At 63.2% G+C, this 19,102-nt stretch carries 21 protein-coding genes; 16 read left to right on the top strand and 5 right to left on the bottom strand.

What is annotated here, in order from left to right; translation table 11 throughout:
• Nucleotides 1-385: 385 nt before the first annotated feature.
• Together EOA85_RS03205 and EOA85_RS03200 are read right to left on the bottom strand one after the other, a co-directional pair.
• Nucleotides 386-1,453, bottom strand: a complete 1,068-nt coding sequence (locus EOA85_RS03205) for a TraB/GumN family protein (protein WP_127208345.1) — start codon at nt 1,451-1,453, stop codon at nt 386-388.
• A 115-nt stretch (nt 1,454-1,568) separates the two neighbouring features.
• Nucleotides 1,569-2,507 (bottom strand): tyrosine recombinase XerC, encoded by a 939-nt coding sequence (locus tag EOA85_RS03200; RefSeq protein ID WP_127208344.1) that lies wholly within the window; start codon nt 2,505-2,507, stop codon nt 1,569-1,571.
• Nucleotides 2,508-2,635: 128 nt separating this feature from the next.
• Here EOA85_RS03200 and rimM point away from each other — a divergent pair, with 128 nt between their 5' ends.
• From rimM to EOA85_RS03185, 3 genes are read left to right on the top strand one after another with little or no spacing between them, the layout of a single operon-like run.
• The gene (gene rimM, locus EOA85_RS03195) at nt 2,636-3,235 is read left to right on the top strand and encodes a ribosome maturation factor RimM (protein WP_127208343.1); all 600 of its coding nucleotides are present in this window, start codon (nt 2,636-2,638) and stop codon (nt 3,233-3,235) included.
• Nucleotides 3,232-3,933 carry a tRNA (guanosine(37)-N1)-methyltransferase TrmD gene (trmD, locus tag EOA85_RS03190; protein ID WP_127208342.1) on the top strand — a complete coding sequence of 234 codons (702 nt, stop codon included), beginning with the start codon at nt 3,232-3,234 and terminating at the stop codon, nt 3,931-3,933. The genes rimM and trmD overlap by 4 nt, the downstream gene beginning before the upstream one ends.
• The gene (locus EOA85_RS03185; protein ID WP_127208341.1) at nt 3,926-4,369 is read left to right on the top strand and encodes a DUF4279 domain-containing protein; all 444 of its coding nucleotides are present in this window, start codon (nt 3,926-3,928) and stop codon (nt 4,367-4,369) included. The genes trmD and EOA85_RS03185 overlap by 8 nt, the downstream gene beginning before the upstream one ends.
• 6 nt (nt 4,370-4,375) lie before the next feature.
• On the opposite strand, the gene EOA85_RS03180 is transcribed toward EOA85_RS03185, so the two are convergent.
• Nucleotides 4,376-5,128, bottom strand: a complete 753-nt coding sequence (locus EOA85_RS03180; RefSeq protein WP_127208340.1) for a sulfite exporter TauE/SafE family protein — start codon at nt 5,126-5,128, stop codon at nt 4,376-4,378.
• A 331-nt stretch (nt 5,129-5,459) separates the two neighbouring features.
• On the opposite strand from EOA85_RS03180, the gene rplS reads away from it, so the two are divergent.
• The 5 genes from rplS (at nt 5,460) to leuC (ending at nt 10,634) form a co-directional block, all read left to right on the top strand.
• Nucleotides 5,460-5,999, top strand: coding sequence for a 50S ribosomal protein L19 (gene rplS, locus EOA85_RS03175; RefSeq protein WP_127208339.1), 540 nt, complete (start codon nt 5,460-5,462; stop codon nt 5,997-5,999).
• 263 nt (nt 6,000-6,262) lie between these two features.
• On the top strand, nt 6,263-7,060 hold the full coding sequence (locus EOA85_RS03170; RefSeq protein WP_029349350.1) for a transporter substrate-binding domain-containing protein: 798 nt from the start codon (nt 6,263-6,265) through the stop codon (nt 7,058-7,060).
• Nucleotides 7,061-7,329: 269 nt separating this feature from the next.
• The gene (locus EOA85_RS03160) at nt 7,330-8,145 is read left to right on the top strand and encodes an amino acid ABC transporter permease (protein WP_065007251.1); all 816 of its coding nucleotides are present in this window, start codon (nt 7,330-7,332) and stop codon (nt 8,143-8,145) included.
• A gap of 56 nt (nt 8,146-8,201) precedes the next feature.
• Nucleotides 8,202-8,837: a class I SAM-dependent methyltransferase gene (locus EOA85_RS03155; protein WP_127208338.1), complete on the top strand. Its 636-nt coding sequence runs from the start codon at nt 8,202-8,204 to the stop codon at nt 8,835-8,837.
• 387 nt (nt 8,838-9,224) lie between these two features.
• The gene (gene leuC, locus EOA85_RS03145) at nt 9,225-10,634 is read left to right on the top strand and encodes a 3-isopropylmalate dehydratase large subunit (RefSeq protein ID WP_029349344.1); all 1,410 of its coding nucleotides are present in this window, start codon (nt 9,225-9,227) and stop codon (nt 10,632-10,634) included.
• 68 nt (nt 10,635-10,702) lie between these two features.
• Here the strand turns inward: leuC and EOA85_RS03140 are convergent, their stop codons facing one another.
• Nucleotides 10,703-11,014, bottom strand: a complete 312-nt coding sequence (locus tag EOA85_RS03140; protein WP_029349343.1) for a hypothetical protein — start codon at nt 11,012-11,014, stop codon at nt 10,703-10,705.
• Between the two features lie 163 nt (nt 11,015-11,177).
• Between EOA85_RS03140 and EOA85_RS03135 the strand changes: the two genes are divergently transcribed.
• Both EOA85_RS03135 and EOA85_RS03130 read left to right on the top strand, forming a co-directional pair.
• A complete protein-coding gene (locus tag EOA85_RS03135; RefSeq protein ID WP_127208337.1) occupies nt 11,178-12,398 on the top strand; it encodes a GGDEF domain-containing protein in 1,221 nt (406 codons plus the stop codon).
• 52 nt (nt 12,399-12,450) lie between these two features.
• Entirely contained in the window at nt 12,451-13,674 is a 1,224-nt protein-coding gene (locus EOA85_RS03130; RefSeq protein ID WP_127208336.1) for a GGDEF domain-containing protein, read from the top strand.
• Here the strand turns inward: EOA85_RS03130 and EOA85_RS03125 are convergent.
• Nucleotides 13,658-14,008, bottom strand: a complete 351-nt coding sequence (locus tag EOA85_RS03125) for a hypothetical protein (protein ID WP_127208335.1) — start codon at nt 14,006-14,008, stop codon at nt 13,658-13,660. The two genes, EOA85_RS03130 and EOA85_RS03125, sit on opposite strands and share 17 nt — an antisense overlap.
• 237 nt (nt 14,009-14,245) lie before the next feature.
• Between EOA85_RS03125 and EOA85_RS03120 the strand changes: the two genes are divergently transcribed.
• The 6 genes from EOA85_RS03120 to EOA85_RS03095 all read left to right on the top strand — a co-directional run.
• Nucleotides 14,246-14,581, top strand: a complete 336-nt coding sequence (locus tag EOA85_RS03120; RefSeq protein ID WP_065007245.1) for a hypothetical protein — start codon at nt 14,246-14,248, stop codon at nt 14,579-14,581.
• A gap of 379 nt (nt 14,582-14,960) precedes the next feature.
• Entirely contained in the window at nt 14,961-15,380 is a 420-nt protein-coding gene (sdhC, locus tag EOA85_RS03115) for a succinate dehydrogenase, cytochrome b556 subunit (RefSeq protein WP_127208334.1), read from the top strand.
• A 2-nt stretch (nt 15,381-15,382) separates the two neighbouring features.
• Nucleotides 15,383-15,778: a succinate dehydrogenase, hydrophobic membrane anchor protein gene (gene sdhD, locus EOA85_RS03110; protein WP_127208333.1), complete on the top strand. Its 396-nt coding sequence runs from the start codon at nt 15,383-15,385 to the stop codon at nt 15,776-15,778.
• Nucleotides 15,779-15,783: 5 nt separating this feature from the next.
• Nucleotides 15,784-17,622 (top strand): succinate dehydrogenase flavoprotein subunit, encoded by a 1,839-nt coding sequence (sdhA, locus tag EOA85_RS03105; protein ID WP_127208332.1) that lies wholly within the window; start codon nt 15,784-15,786, stop codon nt 17,620-17,622.
• Nucleotides 17,623-17,686: 64 nt separating this feature from the next.
• The gene (locus EOA85_RS03100; protein WP_065007241.1) at nt 17,687-18,466 is read left to right on the top strand and encodes a succinate dehydrogenase iron-sulfur subunit; all 780 of its coding nucleotides are present in this window, start codon (nt 17,687-17,689) and stop codon (nt 18,464-18,466) included.
• A 47-nt stretch (nt 18,467-18,513) separates the two neighbouring features.
• Nucleotides 18,514-19,102, top strand: a 589-nt coding sequence (locus tag EOA85_RS03095; protein ID WP_127208331.1) for a DUF480 domain-containing protein, incomplete at its 3' end; no start/stop codon positions are given.

Genomic DNA, 19,102 nt, shown 5'->3' with positions numbered 1-19,102 from the left:
TAGTAAGCGACAATAGCCAGAATAACGACAACCAGGGCAATCAGCCAGCCGGTGCTGCCGCCACCCGACCTGGGAGGGGGTGTCGGAGTGGTGTACGGGTCGTTTGGATTCGCCATAAAAGTGTCCTCCGTGGGATGAAAGGTATCAATCAACACACATCAACGCGCAATCGCCGAACAGGTTTCACGCTAGAGATCGAAACCGCCGAAAACAGGGCAATCTTCGCCGGGAATCGTTTGTCCGCACGCACTTTACTCGCAAAATTCGCAGCAATCGAGCCAAAATAAACCTTTCGACCTTCCTGTACTGAGACAAGCTTTCCGTGATTCGGGAAAGGCATCGCTTCGAATCACGTCTTGCTGGATTCGCAACTCAACCGTGCAACTCAATCGACGGCAGTGACGGTGTAGCCGGCCTTGCGGAAATCCTCGACCAGACCTTCCGCGCCCGGGAGGTGCAGGGCGCCGACCGCCATGAAGGCGTTGCCCTTGGCGAGGATCGGCCCGGCATGGTCGATCATCGCCTTGTTGCGGCTGGTGATCATGGTTTCCTCGAAGGCGGCATAGCCCGCCGAATCGTCTTCGTCGCCGGGGAGGACGGCACGAAATAGCGGCCAGAGCATGCCGATGTCGCCGCGCTGGTAAAGCACGATCATGGTTTCGTTGACGTCGTTCACCCTGTTGCCGAGCTTCAGTGTGTCGACGAGGCCCTTCATGTGAAAAGCGAGCGGCAGCGAGGCCATGGCGCGAAGCTGGTCGGCGATGGTCTCCAAACCATCGACGGCTTTGCCTGAGGCTTTGGCGTCCTGGGCAAGCTTGATGTCGAGCACCGGCGTGCCGCCGGCCTGGCGGGCCAGTTCACAGGCCGGGAGCGCGACCATGGTCGACAGCATCCACGGTTTCATCTTGGCAACGCTCGCCGGCGGGATGCCGCGCGAGTCGAGCGCCTTGTTCACCGCCGCCGCATCGTCCGGCGACAGCAGCGAGGACAGCGTGGTGCTGTCGGTGAACATCATCAGTTCCGGTTCTTTCAGGAACGCCGCCATCATCTTCTGCTGATCGAGCACCTCCGTGGTCTCGATGACGATAGTGTCGGCGGCGTCAAAGGCCTTTTGCGCGGCGGGCGGCAGAGTGGTCACGCGCGGGTCGGACATATGCATGGTGCCGAACAGGAAGGACGGTCTTTCGCCCGCCTTTTCCAGTTTCCACAACAGGCCCTTGCCGTTCGGTGTCGCGGCCGCTTCGGTCTCGATCTTGCGGTAGGTGGCCGGGTCGTCCTTCTGCAAGGCCGACAGCATGTCGGCGCCGGCGCAGGCCGGGGTTTCGGCGCGCGCCTTGCCGGCGGCGAGCAGCGCGATGATGAGGAAAGAGAGAAAAAACAGGACGTTGAGCGCCACGAGCAGCCTCAACGAGGCAAGGGCCGTGCGGTCGGCGATGGCAATGACGCGTTTCATGGTCCGCTTTTTAGAGACAAAGAACGGCGAAACGGTTAACCGGCGCAGCAAAATTGTCTTGGACAGGGCTCCACGGCTCATATCTTGGCTGCAACTTTGCGAAATCATGCGTCGGTTACGCCCGCGGATGGGCCGCTTCATAGATTTCGAGCAGCCTCGCGGTGTCGACGCCGGTGTAGATCTGTGTCGTCGACAAGCTGGCGTGGCCTAAAAGTTCCTGGATGGTGCGCAGGTCGCCGCCGCGTCCAAGCAGATGCGTGGCGAAGGAATGGCGCAAGGCGTGCGGCGTGGCGGTGTCGGGCAGATTGAGCGCCGAGCGCAGCCTGGCCATGTCGCGCTGGACGATGGCCGGGTTGAGCGGGCCGCCGCGGGCGCCGCGAAACAGCAGGCCCTTCGGGTCGAGATGATAGGGGCAAAGCCGGCGGTATTCGGCGATCGCCCGCAGCGCCACCGGCAGCACCGGCACCAGCCGCATCTTGCCGCCCTTACCGGTGACGCGCAGCACCGTTTCATCGGGCGACGACAGATCGGCGCCGGACAGGCCGAGCGCCTCGGAAATGCGCAGGCCCGAGCCGTAGAGCAGCGTCAGCACGGCGCCGTTGCGGGCAGCGATCCACGGTTCCTCCGCCAGCTGGCCCTCCACCGAAACGACGTGTTTCGCATCGCTTGCCGTCAGCGGCTTGGGCAGCGACTTCGGCTGGCGTGGCGCGCGCAATGCCGCAGCACCCGCCGCATTGACGAGGCCGCGCCGCTCCAGAAAGCGCAGCAGCGAGCGGATGCCGGCCAGCCCGCGTCCGAGCGTGCGGGCGCCGGCGCCTCCGGCGCGGCGGGCGGCGAGAAAGCCGCGCAGATCGGCCGGGCGCAGATCGGCGATATCCGAAATTCCGGGCGAACCGCCGCAATGGTCGGTCAGGAAGTGCAGGAACTGGCGCGTGTCGCGCTCATAGGCTTCCACGGTTTCCGGCGACATCCGGCGCTCGCGCGCCAGCATCTTCAGCCAGCTTTCGCGGGCCGCCTGAAGGTCTGGTTTGGCCGGGATGAGGAATTCCTGCATTGCGCTCTTCCGATAGGCCGTTCTTCCATTCTGGGCCATCTTCCGGCAGCCGGGTTAGGAAGCCGTGAAGAGCCGCGTCATTGAAATGACAAGAGGGTGGAGCTAGAGCAAGGCAAAGGATTTTTCCGATGACCAAACCGCAAAACCCCGTCCAGATGGCCGTGATCGGCGCCGCCCACGGCATCAAGGGCGAATTGCGCGTGAAGACCTTCACCGGCGATCCGCTGGCGCTGGCCGACTACGGGCCGCTCTATGCCAGGGACGGCCGCGCCTTCCAGATCATCGACATCAGGCCGGCCAACAACGTCGTGGTGGTGAGTTTCAAGGGCATCAGCGACCGCAACGCCGCCGAGGCGCTTGCCGGCACGGAATTGTTCGTTGACCGCTCGATGCTGCCTGACGATGGCGAAGAGGACGAATTCTATCATGCCGATCTCGTCGGGCTGGCAGTCCGGGACGATACCGGTGCTGACATCGGCAAGGTCGTCGCCGTGCATAATTTCGGCGGCGGCGACATTCTCGACGTGACGTTGGCGGGGCGCAAAGGCGTGCTGATCCCGTTCACCCAGGCCGCCGTTCCTGACGTGTCGATCAAAGACGGCTTCGTTCGCATCGATCCGGCGGCGGCGGGCTTGATCAATGACGAAGACGGCGATGAACCCGGCCGCGACGGTTTCGACCCGAAGGGCAGGCCGCGCGGGCCCAAGGACGCCGGGGGAAACCGGTGAGTTTTTTCGCCTCGGTGCTGACGCTCTATCCCGAGATGTTTCCCGGCGCACTCGGCCTGTCGCTGGCCGGCCGGGCGCTGGTATCAGGCACATGGTCGCTGGAAGCAATCCAGATCCGCGATTTCGCCAGCGACCGCCATCGCACCGTCGACGATACGCCGGCCGGCGGCGGCGCCGGCATGGTGATGCGCGCCGATGTGCTGGCCAGCGCCATCGACCACGTCTCGCCGGAGGGCGATCCGCGCCCGCGCCTGCTGATGAGCCCGCGTGGCAAGCCGCTGACGCAGGCCCGCGTGCGTGAACTGGCCGCCGGGCCGGGTGTCGTCATCGTCTGCGGACGCTTCGAAGGCGTTGACCAGCGGGTGATTGACGCGCGTGGGCTGGAAGAGGTCTCGGTCGGCGACTTCATCCTCTCCGGCGGCGAGCCGGCGGCCCTTGTGCTGCTCGACGCTGTCGTGCGGCTGTTGCCCGGCGTGATGGGCAATGCGGTGTCGGGCGATGAAGAGAGCTTTGAAAACGGCCTGCTCGAACATCCGCACTACACGCGGCCGCAGAAATTCGAGGGCCGGCAAATCCCCGAAGTGCTGATCTCCGGCAATCACAAGAACATCGCCGCATGGCGGCACGCCGAAGCGGAAAGGCTGACGAAGGAGCGGCGGCCGGACCTGCTGTCAAACGGCAAAACCAGCAATGGCTGAGATCGCCCAAAGCTCGGCCAGTCTCAGGTTCTTTGGCGACGATCTCGACCCCATTGAGCTGACCCAACTGCTGGGCGGAGAACCGACCTACGCCATCAAGAAGGGCGAACTTCATACCTATCCTCCAAATCGTCCGCCTCGGGTGGCGCGGACCGGGATGTGGCGATTATCGTCGGAATACGGTGAAGGTGATCAACTCGACAGTCAGGTCGCAAACATTTTGGCGGCGTTGACATCCGACCTTGCCGCCTGGGCCGACCTCGTCAGACGGTTCGAGGTCGATATGTTTTGCGGGGTCTGGCTTGACGAGGGGAATCAAGGCTTGGCGCTGACTTCGCAAACGCTACTCATGCTGGGTCAGCGCGGTATCGAGCTCAACCTCGACATCTACTACAAGCCACCCGAGGCAAATGTCGCTTCCTCCGAATCAGCCTGATTCAGCTCACCCCTTGGTGAAATAGTAAAAGGCCAGGAACACGCCGACCCCGACGACGAATCCGCGCACGGCAATTTGCGGCACGCGCCTGGCGATCCAGACGCCGGCATAGCCGCCCAGCGCGCCGCCCGGTATCATGATGATCGCCTGCCGCCAGGCGATGACATCGCCGGAGATGAAGACCAGGATGGCTACCGCCGCGATGACCACTGCCAGCATGTTCTTCAGCGCGTTCAGTCGGTGATAGTCGCCGGCCTGGGTGAGGCCGAGCGTCGCCAGCATCATGACGCCCATGCCGGCGCCGAAGAAGCCGCCATAGACGGCGGTGGCGAATTGCGCCAGGGAACCGACCAGCGAACCCACCGCGGCCTCATGCCCCGGCTTGGGCGCCGGCTTCAGCCACGGCCCGGCGGCGAACAGCGCGGTGGCCGCCAGCAGCAGCCAGGGCACCAGGACGCGAAACGACGGATTGTCGAGCGCCAGAAGGATGAGCGCGCCGGCCAGCGCGCCGAAGGCCGATATGACCCCGAGCAGCAACGCTGTGCGCCAGAAATGCTTGATGTCGGACCAGTAAGCGAGCGTCGAGGTGATGTAGCCGGGAAACTGTGTCAGCGACGAGGTGGCATTGGCGACGACCGGCGGCAAGCCGACCAGCGACATGGCGCCGAAGGTTATAAACGTCCCGCCGCCGGCTATGGCGTTGACGGCACCTGAGAGAAAGCCCGCGAAAAAGAGCAGGGCCGCATCGAGAACTGGCATGGAGGGTGTTGCCGCCGGAGGAAAGTCACGTTTTACCCGGCTTAGAAAGCTTGGGACTTCGACGCAACCCCTTGCGCTGAAAGATTGCAATGTCGGCCGACGACCAAAAAAGACACGGCGAAGGCGTGACAAAGCGTCGAAATAGCTGTATGTGCGCGCCGAACCGGGAGAACAATCTGCCAAGAGCGATCTTCTGGCCCGTCAACAATGACGGTGTAGTCGCCCCTGCCCGATGTCTCGCGACAAAGGGCATAGCCGAGCGGTCGATGGAACTGCAAGGCGAGTGCCGGACGCTCTGACTGTCGGAAGAACAAGAAGTGGATTTGTAGAGATGGATATCCTCCGTCAGCTCGAGGCCGAACAGGCCGCCAAGATCGAAGCCAAGCGCAAGCTTCCCGAATTCCAGCCCGGCGATACCGTGCGTGTCCAGGTCCGCGTGACCGAAGGCACCCGCACCCGCGTCCAGGCTTATGAGGGCGTTGTCATCGCCCGCGCCGGCGCCGGCTTCCAGGAGAATTTCACCGTTCGCAAGATTTCCTACGGCGAAGGCGTGGAGCGCGTGTTCCCGGTTTTTTCGCCGATGGTCGAAGGCGTCGAGATCGTGCGCCGCGGCAAGGTGCGCCGCGCCAAGCTCTATTACCTGCGCGATCGCCGCGGCAAGTCGGCCCGCATTTCCGAAAACACCGGCGTCCGCGCCCGCAAGCTGAACGATGATGAGCGCGATGCGCTGAACGCCGAGAAGGCCCGCATTGAGGCCGAGAAGGTGGCCGCCGCCCAGGCGCTGGCCGCCGAGAAGGCGGCGCAGGACGCCGCCGAGAAGAAGGCCGCCGACGAGGCCGCCAAGGCTGCGGAAGCGGCCGTCGCCGAATAAGGCGTCTTTAAAACCGATGGTTCGGGAAGGCGGCTTCGGCCGCCTTTTTGTTTCGCGGGATGGATTCGATCTTGCCGGGCCGCATCAATGCGCAATCGAAACGGATCGTTTGGTAATCCCGGCGTTGAAAGCATCGGAATCCATTTTCGGGTCGAACGGCGCATCGGACCGGCTTGCAAGGTGCCTGCGGAAAGCTAAAGTCGGCGCCGGATTTCCTGCAAGCCTCGACAATGTCGAGGCCGTTCAAATTCTCGGGGTGTACTATGACCAAATCGAAACTGCTGTTAGCCGGCCTGTTGGCTTTGATTCTTGCGCCCGTCGCCGCCCTGGCGCAGGCGCTGCCCGATCTCGGCGGCAAGAAGGTGGTGGTTGTGACGGAAAACGCCTATCCGCCGCTGCAGTTCATCGATGCCAAGACCGGCAAGCAGATCGGCTGGGAATATGACGCAATGAACGAGATTGCCAAGCGGCTGAATTTCCAGGTCGAATACCAGAATACCTCTTGGGATGCGATGATCCAGGCGGTTTCCGACAATCAGTACAACATCGGGATGACCGGCATCACCATCAAGGACGACCGCAAGCAGAAGGTCGATTTCTCCGACCCCTACATGCGCTCGGAACAGTTTATGCTGGTGCGTGGCGATGAGAAGCGCTTCACCGACGCCAAGACGTTCGGCGCCTTCAAGGATGGGCTGATCGGCGCACAGGCCGGCACGACGCCGTTCTACACCGCCGTCTACAGCGTGCTCGACGGCAACGAGCAGAACCCGCGCATCAAACTGTTCGAAACGTTCGGCGCGACGGTGCAGGCGCTGAAGACCGGCGACGTCGATGTCGTGCTGACCGATGGCACTGCCGGCAAGGGCTATGTCGAGGCGTCCAATGGCGGGCTTAAGCTGATCGGCGGACCGCTCGGCACCGAGGATTTCGGCTTCATCTTCCCCAAGGGCTCGGATCTGGTGAAGCCGGTCAATGCAGCGATCGCCGCACTGAAGGCTGACGGCACGCTCGACGCGCTCAACAAGAAATGGTTTCTTGATTACAAGATGGGACAGTAAAACTTTTGTCGGGCGCGTTGCGTGACGGTAGTGCGCCGGAACTCGCGCTGACTCTGCGCTCGTACACCCCCCTCTGTCCTGCCGGACATCTCCCCCTCAAGGGGGGAGATTGGATGTCGCACCGGCTTTCGCCAATTTCCAATCTTGCAGAATGGGCGGCGAGGTCAAAGCTGCCGATCTCCCCCCTTGAGGGGGAGCTGGCCGGCAGGCCAGAGGGGGATGGCTTGGCGCTTAGCTTCGGCAAAGCATGCTTTGCCGGTATCGGTTAAATGGCAACGCCCGCATCGTCCACGTCCAAAACCGACTTCCCGTGGTGGCTTGCCGTGGCTGCGGCGCTCGCCGTGGCAGCCGCTATCTTCATCGCCGCAAGCGACCTCTACGCCCAGGTTTTCGCGACCGTCGCCAAGGGCATCGGCATCACCGTCTTCGTCACGATGGTCGCCTTCGCGCTGGCCTCGGCAATCGGGCTCGGCATTGCGCTGATGGGGCTGTCGGGATCGCGCTGGCTGCGCCAGATCGCTCGCTTCTATGTCGAGATCATCCGCGGCGTGCCGATGCTGGTGCTGTTGTTCTGGATCGCCTTCGCCGGGGCGCCAGCCTTCGTCGCGGCGTGGAACGCAGTGACCGCGCCATTGCAAAATGCGGGTCTCTTCGGAGAACTGCTGGTGCGCGACGTGTCGTTGCTGTGGCGCGCCATCATGGCGCTGACCATCGGCTACTCCGCGTTCATCTCGGAGGTCTTCCGCGCCGGCATCCAGGCAGTCGAGAAGGGCCAGATCGAGGCCGCGAAGGCGCTGGGGCTGACCCGCACGCAGCGTTTCCGGCTGATCGTCTTTCCGCAGGCGATCCGCACCATCCTGCCGCCGCTCGGCAATGATTTCGTCGCCATGGTCAAGGACTCCTCGCTGGTCTCGGTGCTCGGCGTCGCCGACATCACCCAGATGGGCAAGATCTACGCCGCTGGCTCGTTCCGCTTCTTCGAAACCTATTCGATCGTCGCCTATATCTATCTTATCCTGACGGTCGGCCTTTCGCTGGCCTTGCGGGGGCTGGAGAAGCGGCTGCGTCGCCAGCATGAGCAATAGCCGGCGGGCGAAGTCGGCGCTACGATTGACCTGTCGGGTTGCAGAGGAATTGATCCATGAACATCGACAAAGCCAACGCGGCACTGGATTCCGTCTATACGGCAGATACGCCGAAAGCGCTGGCGGAGGCCTATGCCGCATGGGCTGCGACCTATGACAGCGAAACCGCCTCGCTCGGCTATCTCCTGCCGTTCCTGATCGCCGCCTGGGTGGCGCGCCATGTGCCATCAGGCGAGGGGCCGCTGCTCGACGCCGGCTGCGGCACCGGTCTGTCGGGACCGTCGCTCAAGGCGCTCGGCTATCGGGACATCGCCGGGCTCGACCTGTCGGAGGACATGCTGAAAATCGCCGGCAGCCGCCAGGCCTACAGCGAGCTGAAGCAGGCGATGCTTGGCGGTCCACTGCCTTGGCCGGACGGCTATTTCCGCGCCTTCTTCTCGACCGGCGTGTTCACCATCAGCCACGCGCCGGCGTCCGGCCTGTATGAACTGGTACGCATCACGAAAAAGGGTGGCCACGGCATCTTCACCGTTCGCGACCAGGTGTTCGAGAGCGGCGGTTTTCGTGATGTCTTTGCCGAACTGGAGCACAACGAAAAATGGCGGCCGATCGAGGAAAGCCCGTGGTTCCGCTGCTATGCAATCGCCGAGCCCGAGGCGCTGGTCAAGACTTTCGTGTTCGAGGTGCTTTAGGGTGTGGTGATATCCAGGTGATGCCGGCCTGCAAATGGCGGCTTCCTGCTCTTCCGGTGCTCACGTACCCAAAAGTACGTTCCGCTCCGGTTCTCGGAAGCCATCATTTTCGGCTCGGCCTGACCTGGACCTCAACACACCCTATGCTGCGAGGGCAGCTAACCCTACCGATTGCCGAAATCGGCAAAGATTGATATGAGCCACGCCATGGAACAGCTTTTTGGCGATCCGGCCTACAAGGGTTTCGTGCTGCAGGACAGAAAACGCCTGCCGTCGCGATTCTCGGCGCGCGTTTCCGGCGCTCTGACCAGCCGACTTCGCTAGGCCGTGTTCGCCGGCTAGCCGGCGCTTGTCCTTTCCCATTTTCATATCGACGGATTCACGCACATGAGCGCACCTCGCACCCTCTACGACAAAATATTCGACGACCATGTCGTCGATCGCCAGGACGACGGCACCTGCCTGCTCTACATCGATCGTCATCTCGTCCATGAAGTGACCAGCCCGCAAGCCTTCGAAGGCCTGCGCATGACCGGCAGAAAGGTCCGGCATCCGGAAAAGACGCTGGCCGTGGTCGATCACAATGTGTCGACTTCGCCGGAGCGCAAGTTCGGCATCAAGAATGAGGAAAGCCGCATCCAGGTCGAGGCGCTGGCCAAGAACGCCAAGGATTTTGGCGTCGAATATTATTCCGAGAAGGATATCCGCCAGGGCATCGTCCATATCATCGGTCCCGAGCAGGGCTTCACGCTGCCCGGCATGACCATCGTCTGCGGCGACAGCCACACCTCGACGCATGGCGCTTTCGGCGCATTGGCGCACGGCATCGGCACCTCGGAAGTCGAGCATGTGCTGGCCACGCAGACGCTGATCCAGCGCAAGGCCAAGAACATGCTGGTGCGCGTCGACGGCGTATTGCCGGAGGGCGTCACCGCCAAGGACATCATATTGGCGATCATCGGCGAGATCGGTACTGCCGGCGGCACCGGCTATGTCATCGAATATGCCGGCGAGGCGATCCGCGCGCTGTCCATGGAAGGCCGCATGACCATCTGCAATATGTCGATCGAGGGCGGCGCCCGGGCCGGTCTGATCGCGCCTGACGAGACGACCTTTGCCTATGTCAAGGACAAGCCGCGCGCGCCGAAGGGCGAGGCGTGGGATGCCGCGCTCGCCTACTGGAAGACGCTGCAGTCCGACGAAGGCGCGCATTTCGACAAGGTGGTCGTGCTCGACGCGGCGAAATTGCCGCCGATCGTGTCCTGGGGCTCCTCGCCCGAGGATGTCGTCTCGGTCCAGGGCATCGTGCCGAACCCCGACGATATCACTGATGAGAACAAGCGCACCTCCAAGCAGCGCGCGCTCGACTATATGGGCCTGACGCCGGGCACCAGGATCACCGATATCGCGCTCGACCGCGTCTTCATCGGCTCCTGCACCAACGGCCGCATCGAGGATCTGCGCGCCGCCGCCAAGGTGATCGAGGGCAAGACGGTCAATCCGCGGGTCAATGCGATGATCGTGCCGGGCTCCGGTCTGGTCAAGGAGCAGGCGGAGGCCGAGGGTCTCGACAAGATTTTTGTCGCCGCCGGCTTCGACTGGCGTGAGCCGGGCTGCTCGATGTGCCTTGCCATGAATGACGATCGGCTGAAGCCGCATGAGCGCTGCGCCTCGACCTCGAACCGCAATTTCGAGGGCCGTCAGGGCTTCAAGGGCCGCACCCATCTGGTGTCGCCGGCCATGGCGGCGGCAGCGGCGATCGCCGGCCATTTCGTCGACATCCGCGAGTGGAAATAACTCAGGCTGCTACTGTCCGCATAGGAGTGCCTACCAGAGCCCGAACCGCGATACGGTTCGGGCTCTTTTCACGCCGGGCGCCTGACGAGTTCATGGAATTGCTCACGCCGGCCGGGTTGCTCTGCGGCGACCACCAGCGCCAGTTGGCGTTCGTCGAACAGCTTGAACCACTCGTCCCATTCAACCAGTTCGTAGCCACCCGCGTTGGTCGGGCGTTCGGCCTGATCCTGGTCCTGATAGGCGTGCTGGCCGAAGACCAGCCTCAGCAGGGCTTGGGTCCCTGCTTCGGGCGACACGTCGACGATTGCCGGAAATCCAGCGCGCGCCGCGGCCCATGAACGAATTGCGTCGTGGTCGGTCAGCATGATCGTATCGGCCATGAAAGCGTCTCCTCTTGGCTGCTGCCGGAAAACGCCGGCCGCGGTTTCAAGTTCCGTACAGCAGCTTCATCGGCGACCTTGCGCATAGTCGACTTGCTTAACCGCTTGTTCGGGCTTCCGCTCTAAGGTCTTGCCTGACGGAAGCGTGGGGGGTCACGGTCCCTTGGACACCGGTCTGCTGATAGGGTTGCTCAACCCGACGATCGCGCTTGCGCTCGGCACGGTGTTTCTCGTGCTGTGGTTCTATCAGCGTCACCGTCCCTATCTGGCCGTGCTCGCCGCCAGCTACTGGCTTTCGGCGGCCGGTTTCCTGTTGCAGTATTTCACGCTGCCCATCGGCATGGCGCCGACCAAGCTACTCTCCAACCTCTGCTTCACCATCGCCGCCTGTGGTCTCGCTGGCGCGATCGTGACGCGTTATGGACGGCGCGTGCCCTTTGTCGCGATCGGCGTCCTGGCGAGCGGCGGCCTGGCCGCTTTTTGCTGGTTCATGTTCTTCCAGCCGGATCTCACCTGGCGAATCCTGGTGATGAATTTCGCTTTCGGCGGCCTCAGTCTGGTTGTCGCCGCCGAACTGCGCGTGGTGCGCGACAAGGGCCCGACGGAAATGATCCTGTTCGTGCTGTCGCTGCTTTCCGGGTTGAACTTCTTCGTGCGCACCCTCGTAATCGTCATCGCGCATGGACCTTACCAAAGCTATGACGGGTTCTATGCCTCGTCCTACTGGACAACGGCGCTGCTGTCGCATGCGCTGCTGTCTTTGCTCATCGCGCTTTGCCTGTTTTGCGCGGCTGCACTCGACGTGATGAAAGCGCTGAAGGCCGAGGCGTACACCGACCCGCTGTCGGGCCTGCTCAACCGCCGCGGTTTCGGGGAGCGCGCCACGCTGCTCCTGCAGCACTGCGCCACCGCCAAACTGCCGGTCGCGCTGGTGCTCGCCGACCTCGATCATTTCAAGGCGCTCAACGATCTGCACGGGCATGCCGCGGGCGATCGCGTGATCGCCGACTTCGCCGCCAAGCTTCTATCGGCTGCCGGCACCAGCGGCGTCGCCGGCCGCATCGGTGGCGAGGAGTTCGCCGTGCTTTTGCCGCTGAGCGACCTTGGCGCGGCAAGGCTGTTTGCCGAAGCCATTCGCACGCTCTATTCGGCGGGCAGCATCGACGGGCTTCCGCACGGTACAAGAGTGACGGCGAGCTTCGGCGTGGCGGCCCGCACCGGCGAGGAAGGGCTGGAGCCGCTGATGCGCTGCGCCGACGAGGCGCTTTACAAAGCCAAGAGGAACGGCCGCGACAGCGTGCAGCTATCCCATGAACGGTCGGAAACGGTGCTCGTTGTGGAACCGCTCAAAGCCGCTGATCATCCCGCTCCAGGCCGACGTTAACGTCTTTTTCGCCCGTTCATGATTTGCTGGCGCAGGGAGTGCGAAAAACCACATGGGCGGCGGCGCAGAGTTCATCCTTGCAATCAACTTGCTCGTCGCCGGCCTGTTGGCGGCTGCCTTCATGACCATCTCGTTCAACGATGTGGCGCGCGCTCCGGCGCGCTGGCTGGTCTTCGGTTATCTGCTCGGGATGGCCTATTTCGCCATCGAGTTCAGCATTCCGATCTTCGACAATGCGCGACCGGCAGTCGTCGCGGGTTTCGCCGTTTTCCTGGGCGCCACCATCGCCTTCAATGGCGGGCTTGCCCATAAATACGGCGTGGCGCCGCGCTGGGCGCCGATGCTCGTCTTCCTGTTTGCGGCCACCGTGGCTGTGTATTTCGTACAGGACCTGCCGCGCCAGTCGCTTGCCCGCATGATGGCCTACCAGCTTCCCTATGCGGCCATGCAGTTCGTCGGCGTCGGCATCGTCTGGTCGTCCAGGCAAAGGCGCGACTGGCTCGACCATGCGTTGATGGCCGTTCTGACGGCCAGCGCCCTGCAATTCGTGAGCAAGCCGTTCATCGCCCATGCAATGGGCGGCTGGGGTGTCAATCCGCAGGCCTATCTGCAGAGCAACTACGCTCTGGTGTCGCAATCGCTCGGCACGGCGTTCGGCCTGACGATCGCGCTTCTCATTCTGGTCATCCTGGTCCGCGACGTGCTCGCCGAGGCGACGTCGAAGTCGGAGACGGACACGCTATCGAGGTTGCTCAACCGCGGCGGCTTCGAACGTCATGCCGAGCTGGCGATGCGTGACGCCGTGCGCAAGGGTATTCCGGTCGCCCTGGTCATCGCCGACCTCGATCATTTCAAGAGCATCAACGACAGTTTCGGCCACGCGTCCGGCGACCGGGTCATCGAAGCCTTTGCCGGCTTCCTGCGTGATGCCGCCGCCGATCATCACGTCGCCGGTCGCATTGGTGGTGAGGAATTCGCCATCATCCTGCCGGGGACCAACCTCGCCGCCGCGCGGCTCTTCGCCGAAGGGACGCGCAGCGCTTTCGGGGCCTTGCCGATCGACTGTCTGCCGGCGGACCATCGTTGCACCGCCAGCTTCGGCGTTGCCGAGCTTCACCCGGCCGAAGGGTTTTCCGACCTGCTGCGGCGCGCCGACGAAGCGCTCTATCAGGCGAAGGGCAGCGGACGCGATTGCGTGCGCATCTCGATAGGATCAATCGCCGCCCGGCAGACGGCTGTTGCCAACGCCGGGCCGAAGATCAGCGGCAGGGGCTGAGTTCCGGCATCTCGCCGTCGGAAAGCCCATACATATAACTGCGGCCCTTCACGAAAACCGGCGGCCTGTAGCAGTCGCGGCTGCTGACGTCATCCGCGTCGTTTTCATAGATTTTGGGCTGGCCGGCGCCGGTGTAGTCCGACAGTTCCTTGGCCAGGCTGCCCTCGCCAACGAGGATGCGCTTGTAGCCGGCGGCGCTTTCGATGACGAGATTGCCAAAAGAATCGGCGTAGACCCGGTCGCGCGTCCCGGCGAGTGCCGGTGCTGCGAGGCCGATGGCCACCGCCACCAGGATGAGCGCCGTAAGGCGCGATCTGCCTGAATTCGAATGCATGGCGTCCCCCATTTGTCAGAGGCGAGTCTTCCTCGAATCATAAATTAACCTTTTATTAACCTTTGTTAAGAGGCCAAGGCCCGCTGGCAGCCAGATCTCGGCAAACATGGTTAATATCCGGCGCCTTCGAAGCCTGCGGCCATCTTTCGGCCATGCTTGCCCGCACCATCGCGGCCGGCGCGGGTGATCTTGGCCACGCATCGCGGCTGGATTGACGCGTAGGGGAGGCAGCAGCATATGGCGTTAAGCCGGACGTTTCGGGTGACGCTTGTCCATGTTCCATTGCTGATCACCGTTGCCTGCGTCTCGCAGACCAATGCGCCGGCCACCGCGACCGATTCACCACAGCCGCGCACCGCCACTTACACTTGCGCTGATGGCACAAGGATCACCATCGAAAACCTCGGCACTTCGGTGCGCGTGCTTGGCCCGGACGGCGCCAGCGAGGACCTGCCGGCCTCGCCCGCCAATCAAAGCAGCCGCTTCGGCGCGGCGCATGACGCAATCGTGATCGACGGGCGCGACGCGCTGGTGATGAAAGGCGGGAAGACGCCGCTGACCTGCACCCGCTGACCGGGTGTGTCGATATTCAGGTGATGCCGGCCTGCAAATGGTGGATCCCTGCCCTTCCCTACAGCGCTGCCTCTTAGGCGAGCAAAGGACGCCGCTCCGGTTCTCGGCATCCACCATTTTCGGCGCGGCCTGACGTGAATCTCAACACATCGGGCAGATATGCCGCACTGCAGCGAACATTGCGCCGGCTTTGGCTCGCGCCCTAATCGATTGAAGCGAAACACCGCCCTTTTGTCAGACTAAATTACGTTTTCGAAACGATTTTCCGGCTTTGACGCGGTGCAAAAAGCGCATTAGAAACCGGCTGTCCGAAGTCGCAAGCGGAAGCGGTAACGCCGCATTTCCCCTGGGGCTCCAGAGACGCCGAACTGGGGGAGCCATGAGCAAATCACCAGCCACCCGCGAATTTGCCAGACGTGAACGGCCGCTTTCGCCGCATCTGACCATCTATCGGCCGCCGATCACGATGACGATGTCGATCATCCATCGCATCACCGGTGGGGCGCTTTATGTCGGCACGTTGCTGGTTGCGCTGTGGCTGATGGCGGCGGCGAGCTCGCAATCCACCTTCGATGCCGTCAACTGGGCCTTCGGCTCGTGGCTGGGAAAGCTGGTGCTGTTCTTCTATACCTGGGCGCTGATGCACCACATGCTGGGCGGCGTGCGCCATCTGATCTGGGATACCGGGGCCGGTCTTGAAAAGGACACGGCCTCCAGGATCGCCTGGGCGACGCTGGCCGGCTCGATCGTGCTGACGCTGCTGATCTGGATCGCCGGCTACATGGCACGGGGAGCCTGATCGTGAGCTACCGCAACACCGACATGCGCACGCCGCTGGCGAAGGTCCGCGGCCTCGGCTCCGCCCGCGAGGGCACGGAGCATTTCTGGCGCCAGCGCCTGACGGCGATCGCCAACATCCCGCTGATCCTGTTCTTCGTCGGCTTCCTGATCGCGTTGAACGGCGCCGGCTATGCGGAAGTGCGCGCCGCACTTGCCAACCCGTTCGTGGCGCTGGTCCTGGCCCTGGTGCTCTTGTCCGGGCTCTACCATATGCGCCTCGGCATGCAGGCGATCATCGAGGACTATGTACATGGCGAGGGCATGAGGCTGGCGCTGCTCGCACTCAACACATTCTTTCCGGTGGTGGTCGGCGTCGCCTCGATCTTCGCCCTGCTCAAACTGGCATTTGGAGGCTGAAAATTTTGGCCAAGGACGCGAAAAACGCCAACACGGCGTCCGCCTATAGCTACGTCGACCACAAGTTCGACGTGGTGGTCGTCGGCGCCGGCGGCGCCGGCCTGCGCGCCACGCTCGGCATGGCCGAACAGGGACTGCGCACCGCCTGCATCACCAAGGTTTTCCCGACGCGGTCGCATACGGTCGCCGCTCAAGGCGGCATCGCCGCCTCGCTGTCCAATATGGGCCCCGATTCCTGGCAGTGGCACATGTACGACACCGTCAAGGGGTCGGACTGGCTCGGCGATGTCGACGCCATGGAGTATCTGGTGCGCGAAGCACCTGCCGCCGTCTACGAGCTTGAGCATTACGGCGTGCCGTTCTCGCGCACCGAAGAAGGCAAGATCTACCAGCGGCCGTTCGGCGGCCACATGATGAATTTCGGCGACGGCCCGCCGGTGCAGCGCACCTGTGCGGCGGCCGACCGCACCGGCCACGCCATCCTGCATACGCTCTACGGCCAGTCGCTGAAGAACAACGCCCAGTTCTTCATCGAGTATTTCGCGCTCGACCTTCTCATGGAGCCGGACGGCACCTGCACCGGCGTCGTCGCCTGGAACCTCGACGACGGCACCATCCACCGCTTCTCGGCAAAAATGGTGGTGCTGGCGACAGGCGGTTATGGCCGCGCCTATTTCTCGGCGACCTCGGCGCACACCTGCACCGGCGACGGCGGCGGCATGGCAGCGCGGGCCGGGCTGCCGCTGCAGGACATGGAGTTCGTGCAGTTCCACCCGACCGGCATCTACGGCGCCGGCTGCCTGATCACCGAGGGCGCGCGCGGCGAGGGCGGCTATCTCGTCAACTCCGAAGGCGAGCGCTTCATGGAGCGCTACGCGCCGTCGGCCAAGGATCTTGCCTCGCGCGACGTGGTCTCGCGCTGCATGACGCTGGAGATTCGCGAGGGACGCGGCGTCGGCAAGAACAAGGACCATATTTTTCTCCACCTCGACCACCTCGATCCGGCCGTTTTGCACGAGAGACTTCCGGGGATATCGGAATCGGCAAAAATCTTTGCCGGCGTCGACCTGACTAAGGAGCCGATCCCGGTGCTGCCGACGGTCCACTACAATATGGGCGGCGTGCCGACCAATTACTGGGGCGAGGTGCTCAACCCCACCGCCTTGAACCCGGACCAGGTGTCGCCAGGGCTGATGGCGGTCGGCGAGGCTGGCTGCGCCTCGGTGCATGGCGCCAACCGGCTGGGCTCCAACTCGCTGATCGATCTGGTGGTGTTCGGCCGCGCTGCGGCGATCCGGGCAGGCCAGGTGATCGACCGCAACGCCGCGATCCCGTCGCCCAACGAAGCCGCGGTCGAGAAGATCATGGACCGCTTCGACCGGCTGCGTCACGCCAACGGCTCGACGCCGACGGCGGTTTTGCGTGAAAAGATGCAGAAGGCGATGCAGGACGATGCGGCGGTGTTCCGCACGCAGGAATCGCTGGAAAGCGGCTGCAAGCGCATTTCGCAGATCTGGGCCGAGCTCAAGGACGTAAAAGTGTTCGACCGCTCGATGATCTGGAACTCCGACCTGGTCGAGACGCTTGAGCTGGAAAATCTGATGGCCAACGCCATCACCACCGTCTACGGCGCCGAGGCGCGCAAGGAGAGCCGCGGCGCGCATGCGCGGGAAGATTTTTCGGCTCGTGATGATCTGGCCTGGCGCAAGCATACGCTGGCCCGGCTCAGCGAAGACGGCGAGGTGTCGCTCAGCTACCGGCCGGTGCACACCGAGCCGCTGCTTAGCGAAGCAGACGGCGGCATCAACCTGGCCAAGATCGCTCCCAAGGCGAGAGTGTATTGACGATGGCCGCCGTGAACGCGACTTGGTCCGGGCTGAAGCTCGTCATCCGAAAGGACCTGAGGTAATGGTCGAACTCACGCTTCCGAAAAACTCGAAGATCAAGGCCGGGAAAACTTGGCCGAAACCGGAGGGCGCGACCAATCTGCGCGAGTACCGCATCTACCGCTGGTCGCCGGACGATGACGAGAACCCGCGCATGGATACCTATTTCGTCGACATGGACGATTGCGGGCCGATGGTGCTTGATGCGCTGCTCTACATCAAGAACAAGATCGACCCGACGCTGACGCTGCGCCGCTCCTGCCGTGAGGGCATCTGCGGCTCCTGCGCCATGAATATCGACGGCTCGAACACGCTCGCCTGCACCAAGGGCTGCGACGACATTTCCGGCGCGATCAAGGTCTATCCGCTGCCGCATATGCCGGTGGTCAAGGATCTGGTGCCCGATCTCACCAATTTCTACGCCCAGCACGCCTCGATCGAGCCATGGCTGAAGACGGTGTCCCCCGAGCCGGCCAAGGAATGGCTGCAGAGCCATGAGGACCGCGAAAAGCTCGACGGGCTTTATGAATGCATATTATGCGCCTGCTGCTCGACCTCTTGCCCGAGCTATTGGTGGAACGGCGACCGCTATCTTGGGCCGGCGACGCTGCTTCAGGCCTATCGCTGGCTGATCGATTCCCGGGACGAGGCCACGGGCGAACGGCTCGACAACCTCGAAGACCCGTTCCGGCTCTATCGCTGCCACACCATCATGAACTGCGCCCAGACCTGCCCCAAGGGGCTCAATCCGGCCAAGGCGATCGCCGAGATCAAGAAGATGATGGTCGAGAGAAGGGTGTAGCTTCGGCGGCGCATGTCGCGATCCAGCCTAAAAAGGATAGCCGACCTATGACCGACACCGAACTGCCCATCCTTTCTCCCGTCGAAGCGCGCGTGCTCGGTTGCCTGATCGAAAAGAAGGAACTGACGCCCGATATCTACCCGCTGACGCTCAATGCGGCACTTGCCGCCGCCAACCAGAAGACGGCGCGCGAGCCGGTGATGTCGGTCGAGCTTGTCGAGGTAAGACGAGCGCTTGGCCAGCTTGAGCACAAGGGCTTGGTCAGGCAGGTCTTTGCTTCGCGCGTCGAGCGCTACGAGCATGTCGTCGCGCAGCGCTTTTCGCTGACCTCAGCGCAGATTGCGCTGCTTGGGCTGCTGTTGCTGCGCGGTCCGCAGACCGCCTATGAATTGCTGGCGCGGAGCGAGCGTATGGCGCGTTTGCCCTCCATCGACGAGCTTCGCAGCAATCTCGACCTGTTGATCGGCCGCAAGCCGCCGCTCGTTCAGCAGATCGATCGTGGACCCGGCCAGCGTGAGGACCGCTATGTGCATCTCTTGAGCGGGCCGGTGCAGACGCCGGTGGTGGCTGGAACGCCCCTGCAATCACCTTCGCCGGCCTCGGATCTCGAAGCACGCGTGCAAGCTCTTGAGGAAG

This window comes from Mesorhizobium sp. M5C.F.Ca.IN.020.29.1.1, assembly GCF_003997375.1.
Taxonomy (GTDB): Bacteria; Pseudomonadota; Alphaproteobacteria; order Rhizobiales; family Rhizobiaceae; genus Mesorhizobium; species Mesorhizobium wenxiniae.
Note: the sequence above shows the minus strand (reverse complement) of the source record. Positions and strands in the feature narration are given on the sequence as shown.

What these genes read in the sequence shown, in the direction of transcription:
- EOA85_RS03205 (WP_127208345.1), bottom strand. Translation starts at nt 1,453, where the DNA reads ATGAAACGCGTCATTGCCATCGCCGACCGCACGGCCCTTGCCTCGTTG.
- EOA85_RS03180 (WP_127208340.1), bottom strand. Translation starts at nt 5,128, where the DNA reads ATGCCAGTTCTCGATGCGGCCCTGCTCTTTTTCGCGGGCTTTCTCTCA.
- EOA85_RS03170 (WP_029349350.1), top strand. Translation starts at nt 6,263, where the DNA reads ATGACCAAATCGAAACTGCTGTTAGCCGGCCTGTTGGCTTTGATTCTT.
- EOA85_RS03130 (WP_127208336.1), top strand. Translation starts at nt 12,451, where the DNA reads ATGGGCGGCGGCGCAGAGTTCATCCTTGCAATCAACTTGCTCGTCGCC.
- leuC (WP_029349344.1), top strand. Translation starts at nt 9,225, where the DNA reads ATGAGCGCACCTCGCACCCTCTACGACAAAATATTCGACGACCATGTC.
- EOA85_RS03200 (WP_127208344.1), bottom strand. Translation starts at nt 2,507, where the DNA reads ATGCAGGAATTCCTCATCCCGGCCAAACCAGACCTTCAGGCGGCCCGC.
- rplS (WP_127208339.1), top strand. Translation starts at nt 5,460, where the DNA reads ATGGATATCCTCCGTCAGCTCGAGGCCGAACAGGCCGCCAAGATCGAA.
- EOA85_RS03120 (WP_065007245.1), top strand. Translation starts at nt 14,246, where the DNA reads ATGGCGTTAAGCCGGACGTTTCGGGTGACGCTTGTCCATGTTCCATTG.
- rimM (WP_127208343.1), top strand. Translation starts at nt 2,636, where the DNA reads ATGACCAAACCGCAAAACCCCGTCCAGATGGCCGTGATCGGCGCCGCC.
- EOA85_RS03100 (WP_065007241.1), top strand. Translation starts at nt 17,687, where the DNA reads ATGGTCGAACTCACGCTTCCGAAAAACTCGAAGATCAAGGCCGGGAAA.
- EOA85_RS03155 (WP_127208338.1), top strand. Translation starts at nt 8,202, where the DNA reads ATGAACATCGACAAAGCCAACGCGGCACTGGATTCCGTCTATACGGCA.
- EOA85_RS03140 (WP_029349343.1), bottom strand. Translation starts at nt 11,014, where the DNA reads ATGGCCGATACGATCATGCTGACCGACCACGACGCAATTCGTTCATGG.
- EOA85_RS03125 (WP_127208335.1), bottom strand. Translation starts at nt 14,008, where the DNA reads ATGCATTCGAATTCAGGCAGATCGCGCCTTACGGCGCTCATCCTGGTG.
- sdhC (WP_127208334.1), top strand. Translation starts at nt 14,961, where the DNA reads ATGAGCAAATCACCAGCCACCCGCGAATTTGCCAGACGTGAACGGCCG.
- EOA85_RS03185 (WP_127208341.1), top strand. Translation starts at nt 3,926, where the DNA reads ATGGCTGAGATCGCCCAAAGCTCGGCCAGTCTCAGGTTCTTTGGCGAC.
- EOA85_RS03160 (WP_065007251.1), top strand. Translation starts at nt 7,330, where the DNA reads ATGGCAACGCCCGCATCGTCCACGTCCAAAACCGACTTCCCGTGGTGG.